Source organism: Hymenobacter convexus (assembly GCF_030580955.1).
Lineage (GTDB): Bacteria > Bacteroidota > Bacteroidia > Cytophagales > Hymenobacteraceae > Hymenobacter.
Map to the genome: position 1 here is coordinate 414,318 of NZ_JAUQON010000003.1, position 16,181 is coordinate 430,498.

Sequence of the window (16,181 nt, forward strand, 5' to 3'; positions counted from 1 at the left end):
TGGGTGGGATTTAAGGCGTTCAACCTGAATGCGAGCAGCTACCTGCCGCCCGGTTGAATGCCTTAAATTTGGCCGATTCTTCTCAGAACAAAACTCTGTATAACAGTATTTTATGGAATATTTTTACGACAAACGTTTGTGATAGATATAACAATCGTTTGTGATAGAAAAAATAATTTTCCGCTTGTGCCCAGGCCATTGCTGCATAGCCCGAGCCGGCTATTTTGCTACTCAGCGCCCCATCCACTGCGTTTGGGATGGCCTCACTGCACCGCCACGTCCCATACCTTGGCCATGCGCGCTTTGCCGGCCGGGCCGTCTACATCCAGCACCACGATGTATTTGCCGGCGTCTTTGTAGCGGTGCACCGGGCTTTGTTCGGTGGAAGTCGTGCCGTCGCCGAAATCCCAGTGCCAGCGCTTGATGGGGCCCCGGCTTTCGTCCAGAAACGTGACCTGGCGGCGGGCCATGTCCGTAACTTGAAATGACCATTGGGCCGCCAGTTTCGGCAGGTACTGGGCGGCCAGCGGCAGCAGCGTGAAGACGGTGCCCAGGCTAGAATTGCCGTACATCTTGTGGTTTTTCGACAGATTCCAGAAGCCTTTTTTGCTTTCGTCGGCCACGTCGTCGTAGTCAATCACGGCCCAGGTGAGGCCGATTTTCTTGCCCTCCGTCAGCACCGATTCCACGGCGCGGGCTGGTCCTTCGGCCCCGGCGTAGTCGAAGGGCGTAATCCAGAACTCGGCCGTGAGCTTGCCGGATTGGCCGGGCCGGAAGTCGTAGCTGTAGGCAATGTTGGAATAGGGCAGCTTTTTAATCCAGGGCTGCGCGCCCCAGGCCAGCGCCCAGTCTTTGCCCTCGGCGGGCATGAAAATGTGGTAGTTCTGCGCGTGCACGCCGTGGAAGGCGAAGTAGCGCTCCATCAGCGGCAGGTCCGGGTTGGGGTGCTGCTCGGCGATGAGCGGGCCGCCGGAAAGGTCGCCGTCCACCACGATTTCGAAGGTGTCGTTGTGCAGACCCGGCAGGCTGAAATCCCAGTAGTTGTCGTAGGCTTCGTAGAGAAAATAGAGGCGGTTGAGCCCCGCCACCCAGGCCACGCGCACCTGCACGGCAAGGTTAGTGGAGTCGGCCTTGGGGTAGTGGCCGGAGTCGTCGCGCAGCTGGTCGGTGCCCACGATGTATTCCTTCGGAAACGTAGCCCAGTCGTCGGCCTTGCCGTCGATGCGCGGTATCATATTGGCCGGAAACTGGTAGACTTTGAAGCCCCGGTCTTCCTGGGCGTGCGCGGCGGGAATGAGGATGCAAAGGGAAAGGACGAGGGCGATGCTTCGACTATAGCACGTCATGCTGAGCGCAGCCGAAGCATCTCGCGTGGGGTAGTAATTCAATCGTTGTTTCATCATTAATTAGTGCTGCACGCGAGATGCTTCGGCTGCGCTCAGCATGACGTTCTTTTTACGTTCAGAATAACCCTAATACTTCCGTTTCAGCCACGCCGCCGGCACCGGGATGACGCAGATATTCATGCTCTTCCCATCACTCGAAAGCATGGCCGATTGAATCTCAATGCGCGTGCCGTCCGGACTCATGGTGGGGTGCGGGTGGTCGGCGGCGGTGGTTTTGTGGCCGGTGCTGAGCAGCAGCATTTCGTGGTTGTGCCGGTCTATCAAGTAGATGTTGCGGGCAAAGTCATCCCCTACCGCCCAGCGGCCATCAGCCGAGCCGCTGACGTGCCAGAGGCCGCTGCCGCTGGGCGTCTGGCCCACGATGGTCATTTCGCGGGTGCGGTGGTTGACGATGGCCAGGCCCGTCGGCTTTTCGCGGGTGCCGGAGGGGCCCCAGGCGGCCTCCTGGCCGGGGTTGGCGCCGCTCACGGGCGTGCCGGGGGCCACGTCTTTGGCCACGGCCGGAATAGGGCGGTGACCCATGATGGCAAAAGCGGTTTCGTCCTTGGTAATCACGGCCTCGTGCGTCACCCACTCGTATTCGGCTTCGGGGTAGAGGGGCCGCAGGCCGCTGCCGTCGGCCTCCACGGTCCAGGTCCGCTGGGGCGACTTCCCGCCCGTTTCCCAGCAGAACACAATTTCGCCCGGCACCCAGGGGTTGGTCTGGATGTGCCCAATCTGAAACGGTACCGATACCACGTATTTGATAGCGCCGGTCTGCACGTTCATGGCCGCGATGCCGGCCGGGCCCGCGCCCATATGGCGCGGGCCGAACTCGGTTTCCAGCCTGGTGCCGGGCGCGAGGTGGCGGGCGGCTTCGTCCTTGCCCACGCGGAAGTATGCCCAGGTTTCGTCGCCATCGAGGGCCATGTCGCCGCCGGCCTGCAGTTCCGGCGGCGTGGTGCCGCAGATGCGCTGGTAGACGCTGGCGGGCTGCATGTGGCCGGCCTTGCTGTCGGCAAACACTTTGGCGAGGTCAACTTCTATAATCTGCACACCGACCGGTTTTTCCTTGCTGGCGCCGGGCAGGTCGCGCATGAAATACAGCTTCATGGTTTTGCGGGCCACATTCAGCATACCGGTGTAGCCGCCCTCGCTCACCTGCACGATGTCGCCGGTTTTCTCATTCACCGCCAGCGCCTCGTTCCGGGCCCGGTTCGAGCGGAAGATGAGCCATTGCAGGTCCGAAGTCCATTGGTTGTGGGTTTGGTAGATTTTGGAATCGCCGGCCGGCGTACTGGTGAGGAAAGTGAGTTCCGTACCCGTCACGGGGTCTTTGACGGTCTTTTTTTCAGCAGGAAAGCGCCGGCCGATTTGGGCGTGGGCAGCGGTGGCGAAGAGGAGGCTCGCAAGGATTAAAGCGTGTTTCATGGGTGGGATTGGGAAAGGATTGAACGCTGTAGAGACGCGACACTTCGCGTCTCCTCGTTGCTGATGTTGTTATTACCGCACGGCGGTGTGCGGCCCTGGCCGTTCAACGAGGAGACGCGAAGTGTCGCGTCTCTACAGCGTTCTGGTGGACTTTTTCAGCGCTTCACTCGCACTCACCTCAAGCCTGCGCACGCCCTTCAGTACCAGCAATGGCGCGGCCCCGGCCTTGTCGGCTGCTACGTTTCGCAGGCTAGCCCCGTCCACGTCGGTCAGCATGAGCGCGGGGCGGGTTTCGGCGCCCAGCAGGTGGATGTTCACGTCGTTCAGCTCAATGTTTCTGGCGTGGCGGATGTAGAAGCCATAGGCCGGGCCCACGCCCAGCTTCTGGGGTTCGGGGTAGCCTTTTTCGTCTTCGGGCAAGTCATTCTGAATGGCAGCGGCCGAGGCTGCATCGAGCGGCCGGTACCAGATACTGATGTTGCTCAGGCGTACGTCTTCGATGGGGTGGCCGGGCACGCCGCTGATAAGCGTGGCAAAGCGCGCGTCGGCATTATACACCGTGACATTGCTGATGTTGATGCGGCGCAGCCGCCCCGTAGCGGTGCCGGCCGGGGCCCGCAAGCGGCTGCTCAGGCGTAGGAAAATAGGCGAGTTCGTGACGTCGCGCATCGTGATGTTGCTGATGGTCACGTCTTCGAGCAGGCCGCCGTCCACGGTTTCGAGGGCCAGGCCGCGGCAGTAGGTGAACACGCAGTTGCTGATGGCAATGTTCCGAAAACCGCCGTTCGATTCGGTGCCGAACTTGATGCGGCCGGTGGGGCCTTCGTGGTCAGGCACGAGGGCGGCCTCGTTGCGCCGGTAGGTGCCGTCGAGCAGGCTGCCGCGGTCGAAGCCGCTCACCTGGCAGTTGGTGATGGTGACGTTTTCGGTGAGGCGCGCGTAGCCGAGGGCGAAGGAGCTTTTCAGGCAAATGGCGTCGTCCCAGGGCGAATTGACGGTGCAGTTGCTCACCCGCACGTTCTGGCAGCCGTCGATGTCGAGGCCGTCGCGGTTGGTGTCGAGCTTAAGGTTGTCAATGGTCAGGTTATCGACGCCGGTGGCCAGCAGAGCGAAATGCCCCCCCTGCCGCACGGTGAAATCCTTGAGCATCACGTTGCGGCACAGTTTCAGGGCAATGGCTTTGTTGCCGACGGGCGCTTGGTGCGGCCCTTCCCGCGTGAGGCCCTGCCCGTAGATGGTGCCCGGCCCGAGGATGGAAATATCCACCAGCCGCTCGCCCCAAATCAGGCTGTTGTGCCAGTGGCTGTGGCCGAAATCCTGGAACTGGTCGTTGTCGGCCGGCTCCGGCGCATCGTAGCCGGTGGCGCCCACGGGCGCGGCGGCCAGCAGCACGGCGCCCTGGTCGAGGTAGAGCGAAATGTGGCTTTGCAGCCGAATGGAATAGCTGCGGTAGGTGCCGGCCGGGAAATACACGGTGCCCCCGCCCGCCCTGGCCGCCGCCGCAATGGCCCGGTTGATGGCGTCGCTGTCGAGGCTTGCGCTGTCGCCCTTCGCCCCAAAGTCGCGGACGCTGAAGCCGCCAGCGAACGGGGCCGCTTCGGCATTTCGAAAGCAATTCAGCAACAGAAGGAACAGGAAAGCGGCGCGGTACAGCATGGGCGCAAGCACCAGCTTTCTCACGTCGCAACCTTCCTGTACTGTGCTGACGGCCGGCTTAGCGGCTGGCGGGCGGCGAAGGGCTGCGCTCGCCCAGAATCCGCCCAATCTTGGTGGGAGCCACGAAGGGCACCGGCTGGCCCGGCACCCGCGTCCGCTTGAGGGTATCGGCCGTGGTGTCGGCCACCGGAGCGAGGGCTTCCGTGGCGGCGGGCGGCGAGGGTTTATCCTGGCAGGCCCCGAGCACCAAGCCGGCAATGAGGGCTCCGGCGATGGCGGCAACTTTCTCCTTCATAATTCTTCCGGCGCCATGCGCATTGATTAGCCGCTTAACGGGGTGTCTGCCCCTAGGGTTGGAAAAAACTCGACAGTAGCTACCCAGAGGCGCATGCTAACATCCTACAACAAGATGCCAACGCCCAGCACGGGCCTGGCGAGCCTAAATAATACATTTGTCAATGGCCTGAGAAGGCCGATTCCACTTTCCCAGTCGCGTATCCACTCCCAGCCCAGCCCCGTCGCAGCGACATTCAAGGCAATGAAAATAAGGTCTTTTCTTTCCTTCCCGCCTTCGCCTGCCGCCGCCGTTCTGCTCACGCTCATTGTACTGATTTACCATCCGGCCGCCGCCCAGAAACTGACCGTGGCTAACCTGAAATGTGCGTATCAGGCGCACCCGCTGGGCGTGCAAACCCGCACGCCTGCCCTGAGCTGGGAGCTGCGCTCCAGCCGCCGCAACGTCCGGCAAACCGCGTATCGGATTCTGGTGTCGGACAGCCGCAAAGGCCTCGACCAGAACATTGGCAACGCCTGGGATTCCGGCAAAGTCCAGTCGGACGCCTCTATCCAGGTGAGCTACGCGGGGAGCGCCCTGCAGCCCGCCCGCTCGTATTATTGGAAAGTAAAAACCTGGGACAACGGGAGCGGCATTTCGGAGTGGTCGGCTAGCGGGGAATGGCAAATGGGCCTGTTTGGCAAAGCCGACTGGCAAGGCGCCCGTTGGATAGCCTACGACCAGCTGCCCGCCGAGCGCGTGACCGTGCTGCCCGTGGACGGGGCCAAGGACACCTACCGCGACAACAACGTCCTGCCGCTGCTGCGCAAGCCCTTCACCCCCAAAAAGCAACCCACCAAGGCCACTCTTTTCATCAGCGGCCTGGGGCAGTTTGAAGCCTATTTGAACGGCCAGAAAATCGGCAACCACTTCCTCGACCCCGGCTGGACGAAGTACGACCAGCACGCCCAGTACGTAACATTTGACGTAACAAACCTGGTCAAAAGCGGCCCCAACGCACTGGGCGTCATGCTTGGCAATGGCTTCTACTACGTGCCGGCGGTGAAGGAGCGTTACCGGAAATTAAAGTCGGCTTTTGGGCACCCGAAGCTGATTTGCCGGCTGGCCCTGACGTACGCCGACGGCTCGCACGAAGACGTGGTGAGCGACCCCACTTGGCGCACCGCCGCCGGCCCGGTCACCTTTTCCAGCATCTACGGCGGCGAGGATTACAACGCCACGCTGGAGCAGGCCGGCTGGGCCACGGCTGCTTTTCAGGATAAGAGCTGGCGGCCCGTGGTGGCCGTGGATGGACCGCCGCAGCTGGTGGCGCAGGAGCAGGAGCCGCTACGGGTTTTCGATACATTCAAGGCCCAAAGCACAACGCAAGCTCAGCCCGGCAAGTGGGTGTACGACTTCGGGCAAAATGCCTCGGGCATCATCGAAATCCAGGTGAAAGGCCAACGCGGCGACACGGTGCGCATTACGCCGGCCGAGTTGCTGGGGGCCGACAAAACGGTGACCCAGAAGAACACCGGACGCGGCTTCTATTTCACTTACATCCTGAAAGGCAGCGGTGTGGAAACCTGGCGGCCCCGCTTCACTTACTATGGCTTCCGCTACGCGCAGGTGGAAGGTGGCGCGCCCAAAGGCCAGCCCAACCCGAAAAACCGGCCCGAAATTCTGAATCTGACAGCGCTGCACACCCGCAACTCGGCGGCCAGCGCGGGCTCGTTTTCGTGCTCCAACGACTTGCTCAACCGCACGAATACGCTGATTGACTGGGCCATCAAAAGCAACCTGGCCAGCGTGATGACCGACTGTCCGCACCGCGAGAAGCTGGGCTGGCTGGAACAAACCCACCTCATGGGCGGCTCGCTGCGCTACGGCTACGACATGGCCACGCTCTGCCGCAAGACTTTGGCCGATATGCGCGCCTCGCAAACGGCCGACGGATTGGTGCCGGAAATTGCACCGGAGTTTGTGAAGTTTGAGTGGGGCGGCGACATGTTTCGCGACTCGCCGGAGTGGGGCAGCGCCAGCATTATCCTGCCTTGGTACGTGTACCAGTGGTACGGCGACCGCCAGGTGCTGGCCGAGAACTACGACATGATGCGGCGCTACGTGGCCTACCTCGGCACCAAGGCGCAGGGCCACATGCTCGCGCAGGGCCTGGGCGATTGGTACGACCTCGGCCCCAAGCCGCCGGGCGTTTCGCAGCTCACGCCGATGGGCGTAACCGGCACGGCCACTTATTATTATGACCTCACCATCTTGGCCCAGATTGCCCGCCTGTTGGGTAAAAACGATGAAGCTTCGGCCTACGAAAAGCTCGGCACGGAAGTAAAAACCGCCTTCAACGCGAAATTTTTCAACCCTCAAACCAAGCAGTACGCCACCGGCAGCCAGACGGCCAACGCCATGGCCGTGTACATGGGTCTGGTCGCGCCCGCCGACAAGGCGGCAGTGGTGGAAAACATCGTGCAGGACCTGCGCACCCGCGACAACGCCCTGACCGCCGGCGACATCGGCTACCGCTACCTGCTACGCGTGCTGGAAGACGCGGGCCGCTCCGACGTCATTTTTGCGATGAACAACCGCGCCGACGTGCCCGGCTACGGCTACCAGCTGGCCCACGGCGCCACGGCCCTCACCGAATCGTGGGCCGCACTGCCCACGGTGTCGAACAACCACCTCATGCTGGGGCATTTAACGGAGTGGTTTTATAGCGGCCTGGCAGGTATTCGGCCGGCTGACGGGTCGGTGGCTTTCAACAGAATCGACATCCGGCCCGAGCCGGTGGGCGACGTGACCAGCGCCAAAACCAGCCACCTGTCGCCCTACGGCCTCATTGCTACGGACTGGAAAAAATCCGCCAGCAGCTTCGAGCTCACGGTCACGATTCCGGCCAATACCACGGCCACCATTTACCTGCCGGCCCCCGCGTCGGCGCGCGTCACAGAAGGCGGACAGCCACTGGAGAAGCACCCGGAGCTAGAATCGCTGGGCTTTGCGGAGGGGCGCGCGCGCATCAGGGCCGGTTCGGGGACTTACCATTTTGAGGTTGGTTCAACCTTGTAATTGCATGAAAATTCAACTTGCTTCTCTCTTGCTGCTTAGCGGCCTTTGCCAACCGGCTTGGGCGCAAAAAGCGCTGCCCAAAGATGTTCCGGCCGCCACCATGCAGAAGGTGTACGAGGAGGTGAAAACGCCTTATAAGTACGGTCTGGTGCTCGTCACCGACGACAACAAGAAGAAGATGGACTGCCCCAGCGTGTTCCGCAAAAACGGGCAGTGGTGGATGACCTACATCATCTTCGACGGGCGCGGCTACGAAACCTGGCTGGCCCAGAGCAAGGACCTGCTACACTGGGAAACGAAGGGCAAAATCTTGGCTTTTACCGATAGTACCGACTGGGACACCAACCAGAAAGCCGGCTATGTGGCCCTGCAAGACCCCAAGTGGGGCGGCAGCTACGAGTGGCAGCCCTACCAGGGCAAGTACTGGCTATCGTACTTCGGCGGCAACTCACGGGGGTATGAAAAGGGCGTGCTTTCCATCAGCCTGGCCTCGACGGACAAGGACCCCACCACCCTGCCCACCTGGCAGCGCCTGGCCAAGCCCGTGCTGCGCCCCGACGACAAAGACGTGCGCTGGTGGGAGAACCACACCATCTACAAAAGCTCGGTGGTGTGGGACAAGAGCAAGCTCACCGGCCACCCCTTCGTGATGTACTACAACGCCAACGGCGACAGCCTCAACGCCAAGCGCGGGGCCGAGCGCATCGGCATGGCCGTGTCGGACGACATGACGCACTGGACACGGTACCTGCGCAACCCCGTGCTGAACCACCACACCGGCATCACCGGCGACGCCTACCTGCAGAAAATGGACAACAGCCTGTGGGTGATGTTCTATTTCGGCGCCTTTTACCCCGGCGTGAAGGGCGCCGTGAACCGCTTCGCCTGCTCCTACGACCTCACCCACTGGACCGACTGGACGGGCGCGAATTTGATTGAGCCATCCGAGCCCTACGACGAATTATTCGCCCACAAGTCCTTCGTGCTGAAATACAAAGGTGTGGTGTACCACTACTACTGCGCCGTGAACAAGCCCGACCAGCGCGGCATCGCCGTGGCCACTTCCAAGGATTTGGGCAAGAGTACGGTGGCGTTTATCGCGCCGCCGGTGAAGAAACCCAAAGCAAAGTAGCGCGGACTTTTACTCCGCGAGTAAACGATAACAACCTCGAACATTCGCGGACTAAAAGTCCGCGCTACATCCCACCCAATGCCTCGCCTGCTCCTTTCCCTGCTCCTGTTACTCAGCGCCCAAAGCATCTTTGGCGCGCAGCCGGGCACGCGGGTGGTGGCAGATTTCAACCAGGGCTGGAAATTCTACCTCGGCGACGAGGCCGGTGCGAAAGACGCCGCATTCAGCGACGCCTCCTGGCGCAAGCTCACGCTGCCGCACGACTGGAGCATTGAGGGCCAATTCGATGAGAAGAACCCCGCCAAGCCCGAGGGCGGCGGTCTGCCCACCGGCATCGGCTGGTACCGCAAGACGTTTACGCTGCCGAGCACGGCGGGACGCAACGTGTTTATCGAGTTCGATGGAGTGTACAAGCGCAGCGAGGTGTGGCTCAATGGCTACTCGCTCGGACAGCGGCCGAATGGCTACATCTCCTTCCGCTATGAACTGACGCGCTATTTGCAGCCGGCCGGCAAGCCCAATGTGCTGGCCGTGCGGGTCGATAACTCGGCCCAGCCGGATTCGCGCTGGTACACCGGCTCCGGCATTTACCGCAACGTGCGGCTGATGACTACCCACCAGGTGGCCGTGGACGAGTGGGGCACCTTCGTGACCACGCCCACCGTGAGCGCGCAGGCCGCCACCGTGGCCGTGCAAACCCAACTGCGCAACGCCACGGGCGCGCCCCGCATGGTAAGCCTGCAAACCGTGCTGCTGGACCAAAACGGCCGGGAGGTAGCGCGGCAGCTGACGCCGGGCGTGAAACTGGCGGGGGCTTCCACCACGGCCTCCCAAAAGCTCAGCCTCAAAAACCCGCAGCTTTGGTCGGTAGCGAAACCGTATCTGTACCGGGTGAAAACCACCATTCTGGCTGGAAAAATAACGGAGGACGAATACGAAACGTCGCTGGGCGTTCGCACCTGTGAGTTTACCCAAACCGGCTTCCTACTTAACGGCCAGCCGCTGCGCATTCAGGGCGTGTGCCAGCACCATGACTTGGGCGCGCTGGGTGCGGCCGTGAATGTGCGGGCTATGGACCGGCAGCTGGAAATCCTGAAGGCGATGGGCTGCAACGCCATTCGCACCGCCCACAACCCACCCGCGCCGGAGCTACTGGACTTGTGCGATAAAATGGGCTTTCTGGTGTTGGACGAGGCCTTCGACATGTGGCAGAAAAAGAAGAACGGCCAGGATTACCACCTCGATTTCAAGCAATGGCACCGGCGCGATTTGGAGGACCAGATTCGCCGCGACCGCAACCACCCGAGCGTGTTTCTGTGGAGCATCGGCAATGAAATCCGGGAGCAGTTCGACAGCACCGGCACCCGCCTCACCCGCGAGCTGACCGCTACCGTGAAGCGCCTCGACCCCACCCGGCCCGTTACCTCGGCCCTCACGGAGCAGGAGCCGGCCAAGAACTTCATCAGTCAGGCCGGCGTGCTCGACGTGCTGAGCTTCAACTATAAGCACGCCGAATATCCCAAGCTGCCCAGCAGCTTTCCCGGCCAGAAATTTCTGGCCACGGAAATCGCGGCGGCCTACGAAACGCGCGGCCACTACGACCTGCCCTCCGACAGCCTGCGCATCTGGCCAAAGGATGGCAAAACCAAGCTCACCTCCGGCAACCCCGATTTCACGGCCTCCAGCTACGACCACGCCGCGCCCTACTGGGGTGCCACGCACGAAGCCGCCTGGCGTGCCGTCAAAAACAGCCCATTTATCAGCGGGGTATTCGTGTGGAGCGGCTTCGACTACCTGGGCGAGCCCCTGCCTTACCCATGGCCGGCGCGCAGCTCCTACTTCGGCGTCATCGACCTGGCCGGCTTCCCCAAGGACGCTTACTATTTGTATCAAAGCGAATGGACCACCCAGCCCGTGCTGCACCTGCTGCCCCACTGGAATTGGAAGCCCGGCCAAACCGTGGACGTGTGGGCCTACTACAGCCAGGCCGACGAAGTGGAGCTATTCCTGAATGGCAAGTCGCTGGGCATTAAAAAGAAAAGCGCCGACGACCTGCACGTGATGTGGCGCGTGCCCTATGCCCCCGGCACCCTGCAAGCCATCTCGCGCAAAGCCGGCCAAACCGTGCTCACCAGCACCATCAAAACTGCCGGCCCGCCCGCCAAAATCGAGCTAAACGCTGACCGCAGCAAGCTGCGCGCCGATGCCAAAGACTTGGCCTTCATCACAGTGCGGGTGCTGGACAATGCCGGCAACTTAGTGCCTGACGCGGCTAATCTGGTGAAATTTTCGGTGAGTGGGCCGGGCTTTGTGGCGGGCGTAGACAATGGGTATCAGGCTAGCATGGAATCATTTAAAGCGCGGGAACGCAAGGCCTACAACGGGATGGCGCTGGCCATTATTCAGACGACGGATAAGGGCGGCCAAATCACGCTTCAAGCCACGTCCGAGGGCTTGGCACCAACTGCCCTGAAGCTTACCAGCAACTAATTCAGCCCTATGCTTTTTCCTCAAAACTTATCGGGCAAACGGGCACAGTGTAGAGACGCGACACTTCGCGTCTCGGCGTTGAACAGCCAAAACCGCCCAGCGCAAATAACATCAGCAACGCCGAGACGCGAAGTGTCGCGTCTCTACATTGTTCTGGTTGGCTTTTTCTTAGCCTTAAATGCCCACGCCCAGGAAGCCAGCGTGTACTTCTTTCCCGGCGTCTCCAACCCGCCCAAAATCTACGCTGGCCCCGTAGGCGATGCGTGGGAAATTCCGCAGATTACCGAACTTAACCGCGACAAGTCCCGCGCTACGGCTTATTCCTTTCCCACCGAGAAAGACGCTTTACTCGGCGACCGCACCAAAACGCCGCGTCTGCTCTCACTCAATGGCTTATGGGATTTCAACTTCGCGATAAAGCCGGCCGATGCGCCCAAGGACTTCTATAAAAGCCGGGTGCACGGCTGGAAGCAGCTGGCCGTGCCGTCGAACTGGGAAATGAACGGCTACGACCTGCCCATTTACAAGAGCGCCAAGTACCCATTTCGGCCGGTGAATCCGCCGTTTGTGCCGCAGGATTACAACGGCGTGGGCTCGTACCAGCGCACGTTTTCGGTGCCGGCCGGGTGGCAGAGCCAGAATATAACGCTGCATTTTGGGGGCGTCAGTTCGGCGTTTAAGGTGTGGGTGAACGGGAAGTTTCTGGGCTACGGCGAGGACAGCTGTTTGCCGTCGGAATTTAACGTGACGCCGTATCTGCAAAGCGGCGAAAACGTGGTGTCGGTGCAGGTAATGCGCTGGTCGGATGGCTCCTACCTCGAAGACCAGGACCACTGGCGGCTGAGCGGCATCTTCCGCGAGGTGCTGCTGCTGGCAGAGCCCAAGCTGCGCATCGCCGACTTTCACTGGCAGGCCAAGCTCGACAAGCAGTACCGGGACGCCGTGCTGAGCATCCGCCCGCGCCTCGAAAACCTGACCGGCAACAACGACATTTCCGGCTACCAAGTGCGGGCCCAGCTCTTCGACAAAACGGGCGCGGCCGTGCTGCCCCAGCCCTTGCAGCGCACAGCCGAGAGCATTATCAACGAGCCCTACCCCCGCCTCGACAACGCCAAGTTCGGCCTGCTCGAAACCACCGTGCGCAACCCGCTAAAGTGGAGCGACGAGGTCCCGAACCTCTACACGCTGGTGCTGACGCTGACCGACAAAACCGGCGCGGTGCTGGAAGCCAAGAGCTGCAAAGTGGGCTTCCGCAGCATCGAGTTTTCGAAAGACAACGGCAAACTGCTCATCAACGGCAAGCTGACCTACCTCTACGGCGTGAACCGCCACGACCACCACCCCACCAAGGGCATGGCCGTGAGCCGCGACGACATCCGACAGGACGTGCGCACGCTCAAGCAGTTCAATTTCAACTGCATCCGCACCAGCCACTACCCCAACGACCCGTATTTCTACGACCTCTGCGACGAGTACGGCATCCTCGTCATCGACGAAGCCAACCTCGAAACCCACGGCCTGGGCTCCAAACTCAGCAACGCCCCGGCCTGGACCACCGCCTACCAGGAGCGCAGCATGCGCATGGCCCTGCGCGACAAAAACCATCCCAGCATCATCTTCTGGAGCCTCGGCAACGAGAGTGGCCGCGGGCCCAACCACGCCGCAATGGCCGCCTGGCTGCACGATTTCGACATTACCCGGCCCATCCACTACGAGCCCGCCATGGGCGACCCGCACCTCGACGGCTACATCGACCCCAACGACCCGAACTACCCCAAAAACCACGCCTACCGCATCCAGGTGCCGCGCGACCAGGCCTACGTGGACATGGTGAGCCGCATGTACCCCGGCCTGTTTACGGCCGAGTTGCTGGCCAACCAGCAAAACGGCGACACCCGCCCCATTTTCTTCTGCGAATATGCCCACTCCATGGGCAACGCCACCGGTAACATGAAGGAATTCTGGGACATCTGGCGCAGCACCAAGCGCATCATCGGCGGCTGCATCTGGGAGTTTAAGGACCAGGGTTTGCTGAAAAAGGATTCGACCGGCACTGCGTTCTACGCCTACGGGGGCGACTTTCAGGAGAAGTATTACGACGACTTCACTATCAAGGGCATCGTGGCCTCGGATGGCCGGCCGCACGCCGCCATCTACGAGTGCAAGCGCGTGTACCAGCCCGCCGAATGCACGCTCACCGATGCCGGCCGGGGCTTGATTAAAGTAGAAAACCGCCACGCCAGCAAGTCGCTGGCCGACTACGCCGTGGCCTTGGTGGTGCGCGAAAATGGCCGCGTGATTTCGACCAAACCGCTGCCCCGCCTGCGGCTGGCGGCCGGACGCGACACGGTTATTTCGCTCAAGCCCTACCTGCCCAAAAGGAAGGCCGGCGCGGAGTATTTAGCCACTATTTCCTTCACGCTGCCCCAGGCCGCGGCTTGGGCTGACCAAGGCCACGAAGTGGCCAGCAACCAATTTGCCCTCACGGGCTTGGCCGAAGCGCCTAGGTCGGCTAAAACCTATCCGGCCGTGGCCATCCGCGATGAAGCGGCGGCTTATGTACTCAGCGGCAAGGACTTCCAGGTAACCATTGACAAGACAAGCGGCGCGCTCACCTCCTACCGGCAGGGCAACATTGAGCAACTGGCGGCCCCGCTCCTGCCTCACTTCACCCGCCCGCTCACCGACAACGACCGCCGCGGCTGGAAAGCCGACAAGAAGCTGAAAGAGTGGTTCACGGCTGCCCCCAAACTGCAAAGCCTCACGCTGGATAAGTCGCAGCCCAGCCGCCCCAGCCTCACGAGCACCTACTCGCTCATCGACGACAAAACCACGGTGCGCGTGACCTACACCCTGAACGGCGACGGCACGCTGCGCGTAGCTTACGACCTTACGCCCGCCGCCGGCCTGCCCAATATTCCGCGCGTGGGCATGCAAATGGGCATCCGCCACACCGACACGCAAATCAGCTACTACGGCCGCGGCCCGATGGAAAACTACATCGACCGACGCTACGGCTTCGATGCAGGCATCTACACCCAGCCACTCAGCGAGTTTGCCGATTCCTACGTGGTGCCGATGGAATACGCCAACCGCACCGACGTGCGCTGGATGCAGCTCGCCGACCAGCAAAATACCGGCCTGCTCGTGGTGGCCGACAGCCTGCTGAGCATGAGCGCCTGGCCCTACACCGAGCAAAACATCCAAACAGCCCGCCATACTATCAAGCTGAAAGACGCCGGCTTCATCACCCTCAACATCGACCTCGCCCAAATGGGCGTCGGCGGCAACACCAGCTGGGACGCCCAGGCCGCGCCCATCGACAAATACCAGCTGCCCGCGAAGCCCTATAGCTACAGCTTCTACCTGCTGCCCGTGAGCGGCAAGCAGGATGTGAGCAAGCTGGCGCAAAGCATCCGATTCGATAGCCAATTCAAACCAGAACGTCATGCAGAGCGCAGCGAAGCATCTCGCGTGCTGAAGTAACCTCCAACGTCGGCAACGAAGCGAGCGAGATGCTTCGCTGCGCTCTGCATGACGGCCTTAATTAAGAAACGTCCCCAATAATGCCCTCCGAACCCATCCACCTGAAAGGAATCACCTGGAATCACAGCCGGGGCTTCGTGCCCATGGCGGCCACGGCCCAGCGCTTCGCCGAGCTGCACCCGCACGTCGGCATTACGTGGGAGAAACGCTCCCTGCAACAGTTTGCCGACGAGTCGATTCAGCAGCTGGCCGAGCGGTTTGATTTGCTGGTGATTGACCACCCGTGGGCGGGTTTTGCCGCCCGCACCGGCTCCATTTTGCCCCTGGATGAATACCTGCCAGCCGAATTCCTGGCCGACCAGCAAGCCAATACCGTCGGCCACTCATTCGAGAGCTACCGCTTCAACGGCCACCAGTGGGCGCTGCCCATCGACGCGGCCACGCCCGTAGCCGCCAGCCGCCCCGACCTGCTGGCCCGGCACGGCCTGGCCCTCCCCGAAACCTTTGCCGACCTGCTGGCCCTGGCCGACCTCGGCCTGGTCGCCTTTTCGCTTATCCCCATCGACACGCTGATGAGCTTCTACATGTTCTGCTGCTCGCTGGGCGAAGACCCGTGTCAGCGCGAAGACGAAGTAGTAAGCGAAGACATTGGTATCCAGGCCCTCCAGCTATTCCACCAGCTAGCGAGCAAAGTAGAATCGGCCTGCTTCCACCGCAACCCCATCCAGACCTACGAGGCCATGACGCAGACCGATGCGCTGGCCTACTGCCCCTTCGCCTACGGCTACTCCAACTACGCCCGCCGCGGCTACGCCCGCAAGCTCCTGCACTTCCACGACATGGTGAGCCTGACGCCCGGCGGCCCGCGCCTGCGTAGCACCCTCGGCGGTACCGGTCTGGCCATCTCGGCCAAGTGCGCCGAAGTTGAAACCGCCGTGCGCTACGCTGAATTTGTCGCCTCGCCCGCCTGCCAGCAAACCCTGTACTTCGACAACGGTGGCCAACCCGGCCACCTCACCGCCTGGCAGGACGAGCACGTGAACAGTCAGTCCAGCAACTACTTCGCGGCCACGCTGCCCGCCTTACAACGGGCCTTCCTGCGCCCGCGCTACCACGGCCACATGTTCTTCCAGGACCACGCCGGTGAGCCCGTGCGCCAGTATCTGCTCAACGGCGGCGATGAGCGGGCGCTGCTGCGCGAGCTGAACGAGCTGTATGTAAAATCCAGAACGATGTAGCGTGGACT

9 protein-coding genes are annotated in these 16,181 nt (G+C 61.7%); 5 read left to right on the forward strand and 4 right to left on the reverse strand.

Annotated elements, in window-relative coordinates; translation table 11 throughout:
• Window positions 1-263: 263 nt before the first annotated feature.
• The 4 genes from Q4S41_RS08465 to Q4S41_RS08480 form a co-directional block, all read right to left on the reverse strand.
• Window positions 264-1,346 (reverse strand): PKD domain-containing protein, encoded by a 1,083-nt coding sequence (locus Q4S41_RS08465; protein ID WP_305030675.1) that lies wholly within the window; start codon window positions 1,344-1,346, stop codon window positions 264-266.
• A gap of 126 nt (window positions 1,347-1,472) precedes the next feature.
• On the reverse strand, window positions 1,473-2,816 hold the full coding sequence (locus Q4S41_RS08470; RefSeq protein WP_305030676.1) for a hypothetical protein: 1,344 nt from the start codon (window positions 2,814-2,816) through the stop codon (window positions 1,473-1,475).
• A gap of 132 nt (window positions 2,817-2,948) precedes the next feature.
• The gene (locus Q4S41_RS08475; RefSeq protein ID WP_305030677.1) at window positions 2,949-4,472 is read right to left on the reverse strand and encodes a rhamnogalacturonidase; all 1,524 of its coding nucleotides are present in this window, start codon (window positions 4,470-4,472) and stop codon (window positions 2,949-2,951) included.
• 58 nt (window positions 4,473-4,530) lie between these two features.
• The gene (locus tag Q4S41_RS08480; protein WP_305030678.1) at window positions 4,531-4,767 is read right to left on the reverse strand and encodes a hypothetical protein; all 237 of its coding nucleotides are present in this window, start codon (window positions 4,765-4,767) and stop codon (window positions 4,531-4,533) included.
• 243 nt (window positions 4,768-5,010) lie between these two features.
• Here Q4S41_RS08480 and Q4S41_RS08485 point away from each other — a divergent pair, with 243 nt between their 5' ends.
• The 5 genes from Q4S41_RS08485 to Q4S41_RS08505 all read left to right on the forward strand — a co-directional run bounded on the left by Q4S41_RS08485 (window position 5,011) and on the right by Q4S41_RS08505 (window position 16,173).
• The gene (locus Q4S41_RS08485; RefSeq protein ID WP_305030679.1) at window positions 5,011-7,827 is read left to right on the forward strand and encodes a family 78 glycoside hydrolase catalytic domain; all 2,817 of its coding nucleotides are present in this window, start codon (window positions 5,011-5,013) and stop codon (window positions 7,825-7,827) included.
• Window positions 7,828-7,831: 4 nt separating this feature from the next.
• The gene (locus Q4S41_RS08490) at window positions 7,832-8,959 is read left to right on the forward strand and encodes a glycosylase (protein ID WP_305030680.1); all 1,128 of its coding nucleotides are present in this window, start codon (window positions 7,832-7,834) and stop codon (window positions 8,957-8,959) included.
• Window positions 8,960-9,037: 78 nt separating this feature from the next.
• On the forward strand, window positions 9,038-11,449 hold the full coding sequence (gene galB, locus Q4S41_RS08495) for a beta-galactosidase GalB (protein ID WP_305030681.1): 2,412 nt from the start codon (window positions 9,038-9,040) through the stop codon (window positions 11,447-11,449).
• 132 nt (window positions 11,450-11,581) lie between these two features.
• Window positions 11,582-14,935, forward strand: coding sequence for a glycoside hydrolase family 2 TIM barrel-domain containing protein (locus tag Q4S41_RS08500; protein ID WP_305030682.1), 3,354 nt, complete (start codon window positions 11,582-11,584; stop codon window positions 14,933-14,935).
• Window positions 14,936-15,015: 80 nt separating this feature from the next.
• Window positions 15,016-16,173 carry an ABC transporter substrate-binding protein gene (locus Q4S41_RS08505; RefSeq protein WP_305030683.1) on the forward strand — a complete coding sequence of 386 codons (1,158 nt, stop codon included), beginning with the start codon at window positions 15,016-15,018 and terminating at the stop codon, window positions 16,171-16,173.
• Window positions 16,174-16,181: the final 8 nt, after the last annotated feature.

Coding starts and splice junctions, on each gene's coding strand:
- Q4S41_RS08465 (WP_305030675.1), bottom strand. CDS start 1,346: ATGACGTGCTATAGTCGAAGCATCGCCCTCGTCCTTTCCCTTTGCATC.
- Q4S41_RS08470 (WP_305030676.1), bottom strand. CDS start 2,816: ATGAAACACGCTTTAATCCTTGCGAGCCTCCTCTTCGCCACCGCTGCC.
- Q4S41_RS08475 (WP_305030677.1), bottom strand. CDS start 4,472: ATGCTGTACCGCGCCGCTTTCCTGTTCCTTCTGTTGCTGAATTGCTTT.
- Q4S41_RS08480 (WP_305030678.1), bottom strand. CDS start 4,767: ATGAAGGAGAAAGTTGCCGCCATCGCCGGAGCCCTCATTGCCGGCTTG.
- Q4S41_RS08485 (WP_305030679.1), top strand. CDS start 5,011: ATGAAAATAAGGTCTTTTCTTTCCTTCCCGCCTTCGCCTGCCGCCGCC.
- Q4S41_RS08490 (WP_305030680.1), top strand. CDS start 7,832: ATGAAAATTCAACTTGCTTCTCTCTTGCTGCTTAGCGGCCTTTGCCAA.
- galB (WP_305030681.1), top strand. CDS start 9,038: ATGCCTCGCCTGCTCCTTTCCCTGCTCCTGTTACTCAGCGCCCAAAGC.
- Q4S41_RS08505 (WP_305030683.1), top strand. CDS start 15,016: ATGCCCTCCGAACCCATCCACCTGAAAGGAATCACCTGGAATCACAGC.